Source organism: Candidatus Paraluminiphilus aquimaris (assembly GCF_026230195.1).
In the GTDB taxonomy this organism is placed as follows: domain Bacteria; phylum Pseudomonadota; class Gammaproteobacteria; order Pseudomonadales; family Halieaceae; genus Luminiphilus; species Luminiphilus aquimaris.
In genome coordinates this window covers 2301501-2317067 of the sequence record NZ_CP036501.1, presented here as the reverse complement: position 1 = coordinate 2317067, position 15567 = coordinate 2301501, and the positions used below count along the sequence as shown (strand labels likewise).

General features: G+C 50.3%; 19 protein-coding genes and 2 tRNA genes. 11 read left to right on the top strand and 10 right to left on the bottom strand.

The window, feature by feature from the left end; genetic code table 11:
• Positions 1-41: 41 nt before the first annotated feature.
• From E0F26_RS10665 to E0F26_RS10650, 4 genes are read left to right on the top strand one after another with little or no spacing between them, the layout of a single operon-like run.
• Positions 42-1844, top strand: coding sequence for a beta-ketoacyl synthase (locus E0F26_RS10665; RefSeq protein ID WP_279241643.1), 1803 nt, complete (start codon positions 42-44; stop codon positions 1842-1844).
• A gap of 58 nt (positions 1845-1902) precedes the next feature.
• A complete protein-coding gene (locus E0F26_RS10660; RefSeq protein ID WP_279241642.1) occupies positions 1903-2463 on the top strand; it encodes a nitroreductase family protein in 561 nt (186 codons plus the stop codon).
• A 21-nt stretch (positions 2464-2484) separates the two neighbouring features.
• Complete coding sequence (locus E0F26_RS10655) at positions 2485-3420, top strand: peptidyl-prolyl cis-trans isomerase (RefSeq protein ID WP_279241641.1); 936 nt, start codon at positions 2485-2487, stop codon at positions 3418-3420.
• On the top strand, positions 3420-4394 hold the full coding sequence (locus E0F26_RS10650) for a HupE/UreJ family protein (protein ID WP_279241640.1): 975 nt from the start codon (positions 3420-3422) through the stop codon (positions 4392-4394). Before E0F26_RS10655 ends, E0F26_RS10650 begins: the two co-directional genes overlap by 1 nt.
• 17 nt (positions 4395-4411) lie before the next feature.
• On the opposite strand, the gene E0F26_RS10645 is transcribed toward E0F26_RS10650, so the two are convergent.
• Entirely contained in the window at positions 4412-5224 is an 813-nt protein-coding gene (locus E0F26_RS10645; RefSeq protein ID WP_279241639.1) for a hypothetical protein, read from the bottom strand.
• Positions 5225-5285: 61 nt separating this feature from the next.
• On the opposite strand from E0F26_RS10645, the gene E0F26_RS10640 reads away from it, so the two are divergent.
• Positions 5286-6077 carry an alpha/beta fold hydrolase gene (locus E0F26_RS10640; RefSeq protein WP_279241638.1) on the top strand — a complete coding sequence of 264 codons (792 nt, stop codon included), beginning with the start codon at positions 5286-5288 and terminating at the stop codon, positions 6075-6077.
• 315 nt (positions 6078-6392) lie between these two features.
• On the opposite strand, the gene queD is transcribed toward E0F26_RS10640, so the two are convergent.
• Positions 6393-6749, bottom strand: coding sequence for a 6-carboxytetrahydropterin synthase QueD (gene queD / locus E0F26_RS10635; RefSeq protein WP_279241637.1), 357 nt, complete (start codon positions 6747-6749; stop codon positions 6393-6395).
• Positions 6750-6894: 145 nt separating this feature from the next.
• Between queD and E0F26_RS10630 the strand changes: the two genes are divergently transcribed.
• The 4 genes from E0F26_RS10630 (at position 6895) to E0F26_RS10615 (ending at position 7960) form a co-directional block, all read left to right on the top strand.
• A tRNA-Val gene (locus tag E0F26_RS10630) sits at positions 6895-6970 on the top strand.
• A gap of 48 nt (positions 6971-7018) precedes the next feature.
• Positions 7019-7095 (top strand) — tRNA-Asp (locus E0F26_RS10625).
• Positions 7096-7182: 87 nt separating this feature from the next.
• Complete coding sequence (locus tag E0F26_RS10620) at positions 7183-7668, top strand: DUF6538 domain-containing protein (RefSeq protein WP_279241636.1); 486 nt, start codon at positions 7183-7185, stop codon at positions 7666-7668.
• Positions 7649-7960, top strand: coding sequence for a hypothetical protein (locus tag E0F26_RS10615; RefSeq protein WP_279241635.1), 312 nt, complete (start codon positions 7649-7651; stop codon positions 7958-7960). The genes E0F26_RS10620 and E0F26_RS10615 overlap by 20 nt, the downstream gene beginning before the upstream one ends.
• Positions 7961-8115: 155 nt before the next feature.
• Here E0F26_RS10615 and E0F26_RS10610 read toward each other — a convergent pair whose 3' ends face one another.
• The 7 genes from E0F26_RS10610 to E0F26_RS10580 all read right to left on the bottom strand — a co-directional run bounded on the left by E0F26_RS10610 (position 8116) and on the right by E0F26_RS10580 (position 14536).
• Entirely contained in the window at positions 8116-8592 is a 477-nt protein-coding gene (locus E0F26_RS10610) for a putative quinol monooxygenase (protein ID WP_279241634.1), read from the bottom strand.
• 248 nt (positions 8593-8840) lie between these two features.
• Positions 8841-9143, bottom strand: coding sequence for a hypothetical protein (locus tag E0F26_RS10605; RefSeq protein WP_279241633.1), 303 nt, complete (start codon positions 9141-9143; stop codon positions 8841-8843).
• A gap of 896 nt (positions 9144-10039) precedes the next feature.
• A complete protein-coding gene (locus E0F26_RS10600) occupies positions 10040-10420 on the bottom strand; it encodes a hypothetical protein (RefSeq protein WP_279241632.1) in 381 nt (126 codons plus the stop codon).
• A gap of 93 nt (positions 10421-10513) precedes the next feature.
• A complete protein-coding gene (locus E0F26_RS10595) occupies positions 10514-11002 on the bottom strand; it encodes a hypothetical protein (protein WP_279241631.1) in 489 nt (162 codons plus the stop codon).
• A 648-nt stretch (positions 11003-11650) separates the two neighbouring features.
• Entirely contained in the window at positions 11651-11968 is a 318-nt protein-coding gene (locus E0F26_RS10590; RefSeq protein ID WP_279241630.1) for a winged helix-turn-helix domain-containing protein, read from the bottom strand.
• Between the two features lie 9 nt (positions 11969-11977).
• Positions 11978-12589 carry a hypothetical protein gene (locus E0F26_RS10585; RefSeq protein WP_279241629.1) on the bottom strand — a complete coding sequence of 204 codons (612 nt, stop codon included), beginning with the start codon at positions 12587-12589 and terminating at the stop codon, positions 11978-11980.
• Between the two features lie 405 nt (positions 12590-12994).
• Complete coding sequence (locus E0F26_RS10580) at positions 12995-14536, bottom strand: CotH kinase family protein (RefSeq protein WP_279241628.1); 1542 nt, start codon at positions 14534-14536, stop codon at positions 12995-12997.
• 183 nt (positions 14537-14719) lie between these two features.
• Here E0F26_RS10580 and E0F26_RS10575 point away from each other — a divergent pair, with 183 nt between their 5' ends.
• Entirely contained in the window at positions 14720-14881 is a 162-nt protein-coding gene (locus E0F26_RS10575; RefSeq protein ID WP_279241627.1) for a hypothetical protein, read from the top strand.
• A 147-nt stretch (positions 14882-15028) separates the two neighbouring features.
• Here the strand turns inward: E0F26_RS10575 and E0F26_RS10570 are convergent, their stop codons facing one another.
• Positions 15029-15226, bottom strand: a complete 198-nt coding sequence (locus E0F26_RS10570; RefSeq protein WP_279241626.1) for a hypothetical protein — start codon at positions 15224-15226, stop codon at positions 15029-15031.
• A 182-nt stretch (positions 15227-15408) separates the two neighbouring features.
• Between E0F26_RS10570 and E0F26_RS10565 the strand changes: the two genes are divergently transcribed.
• Positions 15409-15549, top strand: coding sequence for a hypothetical protein (locus tag E0F26_RS10565; RefSeq protein ID WP_279241625.1), 141 nt, complete (start codon positions 15409-15411; stop codon positions 15547-15549).
• Positions 15550-15567: the final 18 nt, after the last annotated feature.

Sequence of the window (15567 nt, the reverse complement as noted above, 5' to 3'; positions counted from 1 at the left end):
ACAATCAAAGGGCTTAGTGATAACCGAAGTTAATAAAATCTATGTCTAATTTACCTGTCATTGTTGCATCCGGGGGGATCAACACCGCCGGGCGTTCTTCGCACCGCCATGCTCATAATCGCTTGGTTATAAATTCCATCGATATTGAAGCGAGAAACCGAACCATACAGGCGCTAGGCGTCATGATGGACTCGGACATTGAAGACGAAATATTAGCGCGTACGCTGGTTCGTAGAATCGAGCATCAGCACTTTGATCCCTCTGCAGTGGCTATCAATCACCGTTACCGAATTGACGACGTCCATGGCGTTGTGAATTTATCTCCCGATGGCTTCACCACATCCCGGGCTCAGAACGCACTGCGAGGTCTATCCTCTGGGGACACAATTTTGGTGCCGACTCAGCGAGAGTTCGATGTCAGCGTTGCGGGACAGCTGCCCATGGGTTTCGATCCCGGGGCGCTCTACACGTCGCGAAACCATCCTCGCGGGTTGCAAATGTCTATCTATGCAATGTCTGATGCGCTGGCCGATCTGGGGCTTGATTGGGATCAACTTGCGGGGTCCTTACCGCCTGATGCGGTGAGTGTTTACGTTTCAAGTTCGATGGGACAGCTAGATGAGGCGGCCACCGGTGGCATGATGACAGCGGGGCTTCGAGGTGAGCGCGTTAGCGCGAAAAATTGCCCACTCGGTTTTGCAGAAATGCCCGGTGATTTCCTTAACGCCTACGTCCTCAAGTCGATGGGTCACACAGGGCCAGCGCTCGGCGCTTGCGCCACCTTTCTCTATAACCTTCAGCGGGGTGTCGACGATATTAAGTCAGGTCGAGCCCGCATCGCGGTAGTCGGTGCGGCTGAGGCTCCTATTCTCCCCGAGCTCATGGACGGCTACGTTGCCATGGGTGCGCTCGCCACCGATAAAGAGCTGCGCCAACTGCAAGGGGTAGGGGAGGAGGGACTGATCCATCATCGATCGGCTTGCCGACCCTTTGGAGACAATTGCGGGTTCGTAATGGGTGAATCGGCGCAAGTGATGATTCTAATGGACGATGCGCTCGCACTTGAGCAGGGTGCACCCATCCTTGGGGCCGTGCCGTTTGTCTCGGTACATGCCGATGGAGCAAAAAAATCAATACCCGGTCCAGGCGCAGGAAATTACATGACGATGGCGCGCGCAGCCCAAGCAGCACGCGATATTTTAGACGAGCCGTCGTTTGAACGAACCGGTGTGGTTATGGCACACGGTACCGGCACCCCGCAGAACCGGACCTCTGAGTCAGCGATTTTCAGTACCATTGCAGGCGCAATGTCAGTGGAGAATTGGCGTGTCTCGGCTATCAAGAGTCATACCGGGCATTCATTGGGTGCGGCAGCGGGTGATCAAATGGCAGCGTTACTGGGAATATGGGAGTCAGGCTGGGTGCCGGGCATCGGTTCGATAGATAGGCTTGCGGACGATGTGGTTACCGATCGGTTGACCTTCGCCTTGCGCGATGTAGAGACTGAGGACTGTGCTTATGCGCTCGTCAACAGCAAAGGCTTCGGCGGAAATAACGCAACCGCCACGGTGTTGAGTCCCGATGTTTCGATGAAGCTCCTTGCCCAATGCCATACCGCTAGGGCGATCTCTGATTGGCGCGCTAAAAGCGAGGCAGTAGATCAGTGCCGCGAGGATACTGAAAAAGCGCGCTTAAATGGAGACTGGCAGCCCATGTACCGATTTAACGATGGCGTGCTGTCTGATGAGGACATTCACATGGAAGATGATCACCTCATGATCGGTGATGTGGCAATCGATATCACGCAAAGGCTGCTTCCCAAGGATTGGAATTTGAAAGTCTGATGTGTCAGGCGGGCATCTTAATGTAACAACGCCGCAGAACCCTTGATAGACTGGTGACATGAGACAAGACGACGTACTGACACTGCTGACCGAGCGGGTATCACATGGCAGCCTCGACGCGCCAGGCCCAAGCCCCGATGAGATGGCTCAGATTGCGCGTGCGGGTTTGAGAGCGCCCGATCACGCACTCTTACGCCCTTGGCGCTTTGTTGTTATTGAGGGTGATCGCCGCGACGATTTCGGTGTTGTTCTTAACGAGAGCTTGCGTTTGCGAGGGGTGACGGATGAAGCGCAGCTAACCAAGTCGCTCAAGGCACCGCTTAGAGCGCCGATCCTCATTGCCGTTATGCTCGATTTTAAATTACACCCCAAAGTTGATCGTAACGAGCAGGTCGGTTCGGCGGCATCAGCCACTTACGCCATGTCGCTTGCAGCCAACGCGCTGGGCTACGGAAGTATGTGGCGGACAGGGCAGTATGCAACCGATCCTCATGTGATCGAGGCGCTGGGGGGCAGCCATCAAGACGAGGTCATTGGCTTCTTGTATATCGGTACGCGCAAGGGGCCCTCTAAAAATCTCCCAGACCTTGACCCCGAGGATTTCCTGACGCACTTTTAGCGCACCTTGGGGGAGTGTTACATGCGGTTTTATCAGTCCATAGCTAACCAGTTCGTTTTTGCTGGTGTTGTCCTATTTATTCTTAACCTATGGTTTTTTCCAGAGCCTAAGCCGCAGTTGGGTCCACCGAACCCCGAGCGGGTTGCGCTTCAAGCAGAGGCGATACGCCAGCTGCAGCCTACGGAGCTCACAGCGCAGCAGCTTGAGTTGATCAAAAAGCGAGAGCTTCGCGAGGAGCTCCTATTTATTGAGGCCGTCGAGCGCGGTGTTATTGAGCAGGACCTCGTTGTCCAAAGGCGACTCATCCGCAATATGCGCTTTATGAACCCAGAGCGTGACGTACCCGATGAGATGCTGCTATCCGAGGCGTGGGAATTGCGCCTGCATCTTGCAGATGAGGTAGTGCGGCGACGAACGGTGCAAGTAATGGAAACCCTAATCGTGGCCACGCAGTCTGCTTTTGAGCCTACAGATGAAGCACTGCGCAGCGAGTACAACCGCCGGTTGTCGGAGTTTGAGGAGCCCGAGCACTTCTCCTTTTCGCACGTATTTTTGCGGCCACAGACATCAGAAGCACGCATAGACTCACTAGCGAAGTCACTGAGGGCTAACGTCTCTCCTGATGAGGCGCGAACTGAGAGTGATGTGTTCCTCTCGGGCTATCGATTCCGCAATGTAAGCCTGCTGGATATATCGAGACAGTTTGGGGATCAATTTGCCCGCGAGTTTGCCGAGGATCTCATCGACGCGGATCCTGCAGTAGAAACCTGGCTGGGACCCTTTACGTCTGTCTTTGGGCAACATTGGGTGTGGCTGGAGGATCGACTGCCGCAAAGGGTGAAAACATTCGATGAGGTGTCCGCTGACCTGCAGCGTGATTTACGGCGGGCTGCCGAAGATGATGCCATTGAGCAGTGGGTTGATGCGCGCTTGGCACGCTATGAGGTGGTTCTGTGATGCGTATTTTGGTAGCTCTCCTGATCTTGCTGACGCCCTTGGTGACTCAGGCTCACAGATTTGCGCCGTCTGCGCTTGATGTCCGTGCATTGCCAAACGGCGAAATTTCTGTCGTCTGGAAAACGCCTGCTCAAGCGACCTCCAATGTGCCAATGTTACCCGTATTGCCAGATGAGTGTGCGGTTGTATCGGAGACCCCCTGGTTTCCAGAGGGGACAGGGAAAGTTCTTCGTCAGCAGTGGCAGTGTACCGGCGAGTCGATGGAAGGTTTACCGCTAAGTGTCTCGGGACTCGCGGCGAACCAGTCATCTGCCGTGGTGTCAGTGAGGCCGCAGCCGGGGGTCTTTTTTCAAGAGGTGCTCACGATTTCCGACCCGGTATTTGTCGTGCCCTCGCAGCGATCCTTATTGGATACGGCGTTACATTATCTCTGGCTAGGTGCAGAGCACATTGCCGTTGGCATCGATCATCTGTTTTTTGTCGCCGGACTCCTGTTGTTGGTCAGCTGGGGAAGACGATTGGTGTACACCATAACGGCATTCACGGTAGGGCACAGTATTACGCTCGCACTTGTCTCTTTGGGTATCGTCACAAATCCGGAGGCTTTAATTGAATGGTTGATCGCCGTATCAATTTGGGTGTTGGCTTATGAGCTATCCAAAACCCAGAGAAAAAGCCGCCTTTGGGCACGGCCGTGGTATTTGGCTGGAGGCTTTGGTCTGTTGCACGGTATGGGGTTTGCTGGAGCGCTTGCGGAAACAGGTTTACCTCAGATGCACCTTCCCGCGGCCCTATTGTTTTTCAATGTGGGAATCGAGCTAGGCCAGCTTATTTTTGTGGCATTTCTCACTCTGGTAGGTGCTGTTGTGACCCGCTTGAGCTCCGCTTCATGGCTGCGTGTAGCGCCTGTATATGTGTTGGGTGCAGTCTCGACGTTTTGGGTGCTAGAGCGAACAGGCGCGCTGCTCTCCTGAGCTGCGCGCGGTGGGGTTTAGTCAGGGTCGCCAGGCCAATTTTTCATGGGGAAGAGTGGGTGAAGTGCTAAGGCAACACCCTCACGGATGTGCGTTTCGTTACCTAGAATTTCACGTCGGCGAACAAAGCCAGTCCCACTTCGTGTATCCACTGCCTCGTTTAGGGCAATGCCGCCCTCGCCAACAAACATACGCTCGAGGTTTCGGTTAAAGATTGAGATGCGGATTGTCGTCGCGGCAACCGGCACACTCCAGTTAAAATTCACGGACACGCCGTTCCCGCCGCCTTGGGTTGGGGGCTTGCGCGTTACACCATCCCATCTCGCGACTCGGTTAACACCCTGGGAGAAATAGACGTCTTTTTCTAACAGGTCGGTGAATATGAGGGCGTCGATATTTGAGGACTCCATCATTTGGTCTTTGATCGTATTCACGATTCGGGAAAAGGTGCGGCTATTAACACGCCCTGTAGTAGGGTCGACAGGGTCGCCGTGCATCGATACCGCGTTTCGCCAGCGCTGTGTGAACTCTCGGGTGGAAACCACCTCCCAACCCTCACGCTCAAGGGCGTCGGCGATAATCGCGTCAACGGCATTCTCACGCTTCTGAAGGTACTTGCGCGATGGTGAGCCGAGATTGACATCAGCAATAACGACCCGCTTGATATCGGCACTTTGCACAGCAGTGGCATCGAGCGCATTTTTGGGTGTTGTGGGGTTGAAACCGCTACCGCTCACATTTCCACCTGAGGCACATGCATTGAGTAGCGCAGCGCAAATCGCTAGTGTTGCTATGAAAAGCGTTTTACTGGCTGATGTTCCCTTGGACATGATTCCCCCTGTCATTGTCGGCAAGTAAGTCCTGCGCGATCCTAACAAAGGAGGCTGCTAAGTGGCAGAAAATTTGAACGTTAAGGTTACGGGCAGCGGCGAGAGGCGCCTTGTGCTCTTGCATGGACTGTTTGGGTCTGCCAATAACCTTGGGCAACTGGCGCGAGCGTTTAAAGAAGACTACGTCGTATATAGCGTGGATCTGCCAGACCATGGAAAGTCCCCGTGGCTGTCAGAGGCGTCGGTGCAGGTTTATGCGCAGGCGTTAGCCGCCTGGCTGGCTGAAAATGAAATAGGGCAGAGTAGGGTGATCGGTCACTCCTTGGGGGGCAAAGTTGCGATGCAACTAGCGCTGGACTTTCCCTCTCTTGTCGAAAAGCTTGTCGTTCTCGATATCGCCCCAGTGGCTTATCCGAGTCGTCACGATGCAGTCTTTAGCGCACTGAACGCGGTGCGAGAGGCAAGAGTTGGGTCACGTTCCGAGGCAAGAGCCATCATGCAGCCACTGCTTGAGGACATTCGGATTGCCGACTTTCTACTAGCGAGTGCACACATTAGCAGTGAGGGTTACGTCCAGTGGCGCTTTAATCTGAACGGGCTGAGGATTGGATACGAGAGTATTTTGGGTGCCATATCCGCGCGATGCGGTAGAGCCAAGCAGTTTTCGGGTCCCACACTTGTGGTTCGAGGAGAGCTTTCAGATTATGTCACTGATGAGTCTGCCAGAGCGTTTTCCCCGCTTTTTTCGTCTTTTGACATGGTAACTGTCAGAGGAGCTGGACATTGGTTGCACCAAGAGGAACCGGTTGCTGTGAGTGCTGCCGTGCGACAATTTTTTGACGCAGAGATTTGAGTGCCAAATTAATCATATCTGTCCACATAACCTGTGGATAATTTGGTGGGTAATTTGTTTGTTCGGGCGTCAAAGCCCTTAAATTCTTCACCGCAAACAAATTGGTTAAATTTTAACCAATCACTAATTATTAAATTAAAACAATAACTTACATTGCTTTATTTAAGTGAATTTGCGCCTATCTAAACTAAGTGTCACAAAGTGACAGTTTCATGTCTGCGTGTGAATAAGATTTTTCACGAGTCAATAGATTTTTATAAAAAAAAGAAGAAAAGAAGCTGGATTGGAGAGGATTTAGCTGATAAGAGCAGGCTTCTAATCCCCGCGATATATGCAGCCAACATCGCAGGTTTCTCGTATTTCTACGTAATCGAGCGAGGCTAATCGTGGTTTGAGGTGACTCCAAATCCAGCGAGATAAATTTTCACTGGTTGGGTTTTCAAGACCCTCGACCTCGTTCAGGTAGTGATGGTCTAGCTGATCATAGATCGGTTCGAACGCTTTTTGAATGTCATCAAAATCAATAACCCAGCCCGTTGCCGGGTTGACGTCGCCAACGATACCTAGACGGACAAAAAATGAATGTCCATGTAAACGCGAGCATTTATGGCCCTCGGGTACAAAGGGCAGCCGGTGTGCGGCTTCAAATCGAAAGTCTACGTACAGTTCCACGATATCACCTGCGTTGCACCAAAATCGCCGCGCGAGTGTACACAAGTTGGAGGTGCTAAGTTACACAAAAGGCAAAAATCATGATTTATTATTCAAAGGTAATTGACACCAAAGCAGGCGTCTCTATAATCGCCGACTCTTTCAGGGGTGATTAGCTCAGCTGGGAGAGCATCTGCCTTACAAGCAGAGGGTCGGCGGTTCGATCCCGTCATCACCCACCAAACTCTCTTTGAGTTTGGACCTTGCGACACCGAAGGTGTCGGCTACCTGGAGCGGTAGTTCAGTTGGTTAGAATACCGGCCTGTCACGCCGGGGGTCGCGGGTTCGAGTCCCGTCCGCTCCGCCATTACTTCTAGACTGCATACCTACGTAGGTTTCTCTCAACTCTGTGTAAAGAGTCTGTGTACTTCAACGGTTCACGGAGACTTTTCAGATGAATCTAACGTGTTTGAAGTCCGGCATATGGCAGGTTGAGTTACGTATCCCTTCCGATGTCCGTGTTGTCCTAGGTAGAACTAGGTTTGCTCAATCAACAGGCACCAGAGATAAGCGCAAGGCTAGTAACAAGGCTTTACCCATTCTCACTGAGTGGCAACAGTTGATCACGACTGCTCGACAAAGCCCTGAGTTAATACAACCAAAACCCGATCGAACTGTCTGCCTCTCTGATGCGGCTCAGGGGCATGATGGTAGAGGGGACAGTAGTGTTTGGTTGGATGAATTAAAGCCGTCACAGGCGAAGCTGTACGATGCTATTGAATGGGGTGAGGGAGTGTCTCTACCAACCCATATGTCTGAGTTCATCGAAGTGCATTACACGCGGCACAGGACGCAACTCGAGGCGCGACGATACATTCTCGAAGCAACACTCTTCATCCACACACTTGGAGATCTTAATCGTGGAAATGCCCAGCGATAACCACGCCAAAAGCAAAAAAGCCTACCTAGTCAGCCTCAAGCATAAGCTGAAGAAACACCTGCAACTCCAGTCAGCCTCAGTCACCCAAGTAGACCGTCGTTGGCTCAATGGGTTTATGGCTGCAGGGTTTCATAGTGGACTGATAAGCCTGTCTGAACTGAAACTTGAGTACATGAAGGCACATCGCAATGCCTATGATGCGCGTATGACGGAAGCTCAGAACCAGCAGCATTCAAACAACAGCCATCACGGCCCTGTCTCTAAAGACCTACTTTTTCAAATTGGCTTCTGATGTATCTGGCGGGTAACTACTGCGACAGTGACAAGAGTCGCCCAACTGACCAGCGTTATCGTCTCCTCCAGTCCCATGGCGCTAAAGGGTCTTCCTCAGCCCATAGACCACGCTTGCTCTTCTTAAACTCGTGCTGCGCTAGCCGCACTTAAAGCTTAGGGTGTCAGGTCTCTCACATATCCAAATTTGCTCTGAAAATGTGATGTGGGCGTACCTGTTGATCTAAGCATATTGACGGCCTCAGCAGAAACTTCGCCATACAGCTCAACCGTGAAGTTATCCAACAGTGGACTTACTTCAGTTAGATACTTTTGTAGCGGAGGGTTTTCTAGGTGAAATATAAGGGCAGCACTATTCGCATAAACCTCAGTCCAGACAAATCCTAGTGGGTCGCTTGGGTCTTGATCAAAGGTATGAAGGAGCATGCCCGGTTCAGATGCTTTGACCGCCTCGTCAGCAGCCTCAGAGAGCCTAAGCACCTCTCCCGACGCATTTGGCAATGCATGAAGTCTAGCAATCAGAACAAAGGGTTTCTCACCAATTGCCGTCGCACTTTCGGCGGCATCTGCCCAAACAGTTAACGATGAACAAAGTGTTATTAGCAAGGTGATCAGGGTTGTTACAAATTTCATATGAAGTCTCTCCCGGTTGTCGCCGCATGACTATAAAGTGTAATCGTTAAAGTCAAAGCTTCCACTGCGTATGCTGAGAATACGTGTACGTCAGATCAGTCTCCAATTTATCTACCAAGAAACAACAGCAATCACGGCCCTGTTTCTAACGTCTCCTCCAACCCCATGGCGCTACAGGGTCTTCTTCAGCCCATAGACCACGCTTGTTCTTCTGAGCGTCTTCTTGACATCGTTTGAATTGAGGTCGGTCAAATCAATGGCCGTGAATTTTTGCCAAACGTTGCAATATTGTAGTCGATGATTTCTTCATGCTTGCCTTCTGGAAGCTCAAAAGACAGAAGCCCGTATGCTTCTTGATTACAAGACCATCTAAGATTTTTGGGGGTACTTCCGTCCGGTCGCTTGCGACTAATACAGTCTCTGTATTGACCATAACGAACCGACCACTCTTCCATATTCCAGCCATAGGAGATAACGGGTGACAGCAGTGGCGAGTAGTAAAGAATGGAGCAGAGCAGCATCGCTTGTGATAACCAGAAAAGTGACTTCATTTGGCTCTCCGTCTTCTTATTCCAGCCTAAGCAAAGGTGACCCTTAAGTCTCATTATCCTGTGAGCATGAGACAAAAGTGTCAGGAAAATCTAAATTTCCTTCTTAATTACCGTCGTAGACTCAACAAAGCGGTAATGTCGTTAGCTTGGTTTACGGGGATGCTATCTTCTTTGCACTTGCACTTGCGCTGTGAAAACGAGGTTAACGCCGACTGATGATAAGCAAACACAGGATTTTGTGGGCTGAGGCGTTATGTGTCGGCGTGATTTGTTTGGTATATCCAAGGTTTTTTGGCTGGATAGACTTCTACGTGTTCTACCTCGCATTAGCCTTTCTAGTGCTTCTAGCGATGCATGAAGAATGTAAGTCAGTGAATGAAAAAGTCCCCAAATCCTCAATGGCACTCATATTACTGGCATTCATTATGTTTTATGCCGCTCCGTTTTTCCCAGCATTGGATATAGTCCCGGGTAAGTTTACCGGACGGTCCAACCTATTTTCCTTTATCGGATTCGTTAGTGGCTGTTTTGGATTCTTCATTTGGAAAGGAGAAATCTCTGGAACGCTTGATGATGAAACTATCGAGAAATAACGTACTGTAATTTCGGTATGAACAAAAAGGTATTGGCTCCTCTTTTTAAAGGTCCGGTTAAAGACCAAGGTTTTCTTTGAAAAAGGTGACAACGAAACCGCTATCAACCCAAAACCAGCAGCAGATAAACAACAGCAATCACGGCCCTGTTTCCAAAGACCTACTTTTTTCAAATTGGCTTCTGATGTATCTGGCGGGTAACTACTGCTATGTGATAGGTGTGATCCCCCCACAGGGGTTCCGTTCTGGGTGATAAGCAGGCGTTCCGCCTCCCACCTGTAAATTCGTCGCAGTGCTGAACCGCTATACCCTAGTAAAACCGCCAGAAAAAGCCCGAAAATCTGGTTCCATTGAAGCCAGCGCTTCCCGTAACTCGTGACTTGCGTCACCTAAAACAGTAAAACTTTCCACTTCAAATCTCTCCATCCATTCGGGGGCGATGGGGCTGGATATAAGATTATTAAACCTAGTTAAGGCACCCTCGCTGTCATCAAAAACCTCTATCAGCGTGGCCATAGATTTGTTGGTCGACAAAAACCATTCGAAACGACGAGTTTTCATTTCTTCAAATTCAAATGTTACGCGACTACTGCGTTCGGTTATCCATGACTCGACATCGTCAGTTTTAGGCGTGACAGTCATTTGCAGGATGAACGTAATGGTTCCATCATCGTTGTTCAGCATAAATTTAGCTCTTGGTAGATTACATCCGGACTATAACAAAAAAAATTTCAGCCACGCTTTTTCAAATTAGCTTTTGATGTATCTGGCGTGGAACTACTGCGACAGTGAGAAGAGTTTTGCCTCTTCTTTGCATATCGCGTCAGGATAAAGGTACAGCGTCCTACTTTGTTCTAAACGCTCTAGACAAAGATCATAGCGTGTATCTTCTATAAAACTCACGCTCCAAAACAGAACACCCATAACGAATAGCGTAACAATGATTAATACGCTTTTACTTTTACGGCTTTCATTAATCGAACTTTTATTTGCCTGACGATCACTGGTGCGGTCTCTGCTGGTCTGGTCGCGACCGGGCCAAAAAATCAAAAAACCCACTGATATTAAGGGGAGGATCATAAAGTATAGTGGGGTACTTTGAGCGACTGTAATGCTTTGCGCCGCAAAAACTGGTGCTAGCCACCACTGTGACACTTCGATGTCACGAAGGCGCTGACTAGCCAGCAACATCTCCATACCAAAATACAGAAAACCTAACGCACCCGCGAGAATGAAGCTGAGATCTCCCAGCATCCACGTCAACATCAGCAATATCGCAAAGGAGTACATCGCTAATAAAATGGTGGCAAAAAAGTAGTTTAGCCGCTGCCTTTTGACGCTTAGCGAAAACCAGTCTGAGTGAGCGTGAAGGGCGTAGGTTGCTGTTTCCGTAATAGGAGCCTCCAACCAAGTATTTGAGAAGACACCAAGAAGTGAGTCTTTATTGGAGTCGCCAGTGTGTTAACCAACATTAAACAAAAGTGGTCCTGAAGTCTCATTATCGTGTCTGCGTACGACAAAAGTGTCAGCCAAACCAAACTATCCCGTAATTTACCCACCCAAAACCAACAGCAGTTAAACGACAGCAATCACGGCCCTGTTCTAGCGACCTACTTTTTCAAATTAGCTTCTGATGTGTCTGGCGGGTAACTACTGCGACAGTGATAAGAGTTCTGCCTCCCCCCGGGGGGGGGGGTCTCACGAGATTCCGAAAAGAAGCTTCGTCAAAAGTCTGTGTAGAAAGTCTGTGTAATTTAGGTGGATCTGGTACGATTTCAACTGGTGCAGACTTTTGAGTCTGAGAAAAAACCTAGGTAGTTCAGTTGGTTAGAATACCGGCCTGTCACGCCGGGGGTCGCGGGTTCGAGTCCCGTCCGCTCCGCCATTTCCTTAAAGTCCAATAGTGGACGACCCCTACTCATGATTATCCAATAGATCGCTCATGTGCTTCAGGTAGCGCTGCCAGGCTGATCGCCCCGTGTCACTTATCGAATAGAGCGTCTGCGGTTTTCGTCCGCTAAATTGCTTGACCGATATGAGGTAGCCTGCGTCTTCCAGCTTTCTCAAGTGAACTGAGATGTTTCCGTCAGTAGCCTTAACAACCGCTTTTATAGCGTTGAAGTCTGCAGTGCCAGCACCCGATAGGTAGGCCATTGTGGCTAGTCGAACGCGGCTGTGAATGAGGTCGTCTATCAGATCAAATTCAAAGGTAGGTTTGGGACTGTCTGTCATGAGGGGTGCTCAGGCTCGGCGCAAACTCAGTATTCCTGGCAGTACCGCACCAAAGAATACCCCAGCGGCCAGCACTAAAAACATTTCCAACTGACCAATAGCGAAGACCGTAGCAACGGCCATGAGTAAGCCTATAGCGGCATATACATACTGAGCTTTGTCACCGGTAGTTTGCGCTGTGATGCCATATGCGACGCTGTACATTGAAAAAATAGCTGCTTGTAATACTCCCCATATGACCGCCTCGTCTGCGTTAATAAAGCCGAGTACTTTGCCTAGAAATATGCCGAGGAAAATAATGAATCCGGAGACGCCAACGGCAGTCCAAGCTGCGCTCGAGGTCCGATTGCCGAAGGAGTGTGCCCCTGATTTTTGAGTAAAACGTTTTAGGAGGAAATACTGCCCCGTTACTCCAATCGGAATGGGAAGGGCAAATGCTATGACAACTGTAGAACTCGGAAATGAGAATAAGCCCGAGAGGGTTGCATAGGCGTAGAGGGACGCCACGAAATATAGTGTGCCCCATAGAATGCCAAACTCTCCGCCATGAACGGGCTGTTTTTCGCCTTGCTCAGCCACCTGCCTTAGATACTTCAAATCGTCTTGTGCGTTCGTTTCCATTGTCTTATCCAAAGTACTTTAAAAAATAAAGTAAAAGTATATGAAGCCGCGTGCGGTTGCGCAAGAAAAATTGTTATCGGTGAATTGCGTGCATTGGCGCGGCACAATTTCGCGCTCAGCACTGTGCGAAGCCGTGCGAACCTGCAAGGCGCTGCGTCTTTGTTAAAGGAGGCGTTGCGCCTTTTTTGAAGTAAAAGATGCGCTGAGAGCCATGACAGACGCTTCTGCCTAAACTGTACGTCACCAGCACCAACGTTAGCTAGATGCCAGCCATGACGACCCCGTTACTGTGCTGTTTCAGCATCAATGGGGGCGTAGATAGGTTGGTCGGCAATGTGCTTATGCTAAAAACCGCGAAATAAGCCCTTTTTTTAGGCTCGGCCGTACGGGTTGTCAGCATCGTGGTCAGAGTGTTTCAACGGATTCCGCCAACCAATCCATACGGGTATCCAGCCACGTGACGAGGTGCTCTACCTCTTCTTCGTACGTGTCATAGACAACTGGGTTAGGCCACACATAGTTACCCAGTGTTTGCCATATTGAGTCATTTTCAGCTTGCGACAGATTCAACTGCTCCGCCCATGCATAAATTGCTTCTTTTATTTCGGGGCGCTGAGAATCCATCAGCGCGTATCGCTCTTTGACCCTAGCCGCGAAGTAGGGATCTTCAAGCATTCTTGCAATCCAGCTATTCCAGCGGACCCACCAACCCTCAGGGAAGGTGGCGTCTGCGTAGTCAACGTTTCCAAACCCTAAATCAAAGTCCCAGATGGGCCCCATGCGGATTTTCTCTCCCGGAATCCAGTGGAAAAAGATACTGGAGTACCACTGAGCATCGACGTTTTTTGCGATCTCATTAACTAAGAACCAATCGATAAAACTGTCCACGTCGGCGTAGGCGCGATAGCCAGCGACTGGGTCAGCAAAGTTGTCACCGAATAAAATGGATTCGAATTGATTGATGTGCGTGCGGACTTGGTTGAATTCTGAATCCGAGTAGGCAAGGCCGGGCTCTTTAATATTGATGAGATAGGTATCTGTTCTAAACGACACGTCGTCAGGATCTAACCGGTTTGGCTGGTCTATCTCGAGCAGGAAGCCCGTATCGCCTATGTCGACCCGGTTACTACCGTCCTCGACTTTTTCTGAAATGTGATAAAACCCGTCATGTTCGCCGTTGACGAAAACCTCTGCAAAATGCCCACTCGGCGTCCATCGCAGTGAGGTTCGGCGACCAAGTTCGAAGGCGAGATGATTCCTCAGAAGTGTCTTGTCTGAGTACTCGGCAAGAAATAGCCATTTTTTATCCTCGAGCATCCCGAAGAGGTCTCGCTTGGATTCAAGTTTCATTTGGTAGGGTTTTTTAGGATGCAGGGCCCAGGTTGAGTTACCACGGCCTCTGATTTTCATATCCATTGGGTCTACGGAATCATAGTTCCTTCCACCGTCGAGCCGGAAAGTGCCAGTGACGTAGTCGTCTTTCGAGACGACGGGTTCCTCGGTAGTGAGGAAGATGATGGGAAGACCGGTGAAGTGGGTCAGGTCAATTTGGTAGTCTTCAGTTGTACCTGCTTCGTTGGAGACCCGGTAGGTTAGTATCTGTGTGAAGTCCTGACTGGTCGTGCCGGACGTTTGCGCCACCTCTTCTAGTGTTACCTCTGTGCCATCGAAACTGAAGGTGGGCGTCAAGGAGGTCACGGGTAGTGCCGTTTCGAGTCGAGCCGCAAAGGTTGTGCCGTCGCGCACGAATTCTATGTCTTCCTGCAGGTCCGGATTATTGTCTTTAAGCAGCGAAAAGGTCTTGAGTGCCGGGGCTATGGGGGTTACCGGAGCTGCGGGGGGTTCGGTTATGACGGGCTCGGGAGAGCTACTTGAGCCTCCCCCGCAGCCATTGATTAACGCCAGAAATACAGAAGCAACGACCCACTTTAATATGTCTCTTTTCACTCTTACTTACCCCCAACACCACATTTATTGCTATGTGAGCCTAGTATGACGGTTTTTCTTCCAGGTCGCAGTTGTAAGGGAGGCGAAAGGGGCCAATTGCCAGAGGACCATGACTCTCTTTAGTATTCACTCTGTCATTATGGCAGTGATATCTCGTTCGCCCCGTCAAAAGAGAGCCAAAATATGAAAGCCGAGCTACAAGAAGTGATGAACAAACTTCGCAGGTTGCAGGGGGCGATTGACTTCAGTAACGCGCCCGCAGCTGAGCGGGACGAATTGGCTGAGGACGTTGCCAAGATTATGGATGAGTTGTTTGACCTTATGAAAAGCCTGCCGGACAACTGATTTAAGTGATTTAAGCCGTTGCGCCTTACTTTCTCGCTATAGGGGCTCGCTGCTCGGCATAGGCAGCTCATCCCTAATAACCGCTAAACAAATACGGGCAGAGGAGCTGGTGGCGCTATGCTCGATTAGCGATTTTTAACGCGTTCGTTAACAAGTCCCGAAAACATCATCACGCATTGAAGCCAGAGACTTGATCAATGCTAACTCGTCTAGGCTCGCCATGGCGCCCTGGAAGTCCTCGCGCTCGCCATAGATCCGCCATCGACATAGCGACCAAACAATGTGTTTTTCGAGCGTATTGCGCTCAGCGTCTAGTAGTTTGTAACCAAGCTTTGAGTGCATCATCGGTCTGTCACATCACTTGATTTGAGAGTGTCTCTTACGGTAGCAGTTTTTTGCTGTTAAAACACAACGATGTTTATGCAGCTCCGGAACGGCTTCACCGGGCGTTTTCAGGGCTTATGCACGTCTGAAATAGGGGCTCAAATTTGCCATCACAAGCGGTAAGTGGAGGCATGGTGCTCAAAATGCCTACTTATCATGAGGTGGTAGGTGGTTACTTGGCCACAAGGTTTTCATGCGGTGAGGCGGGCGAGCTCGGTTTGGGCGACGCTAAGTACGGACCGCACAAAGTGTCATTCGCTGTGTCCATCCTGGGCGGTGCATAAAGTGTTTAAGAGGCGAAG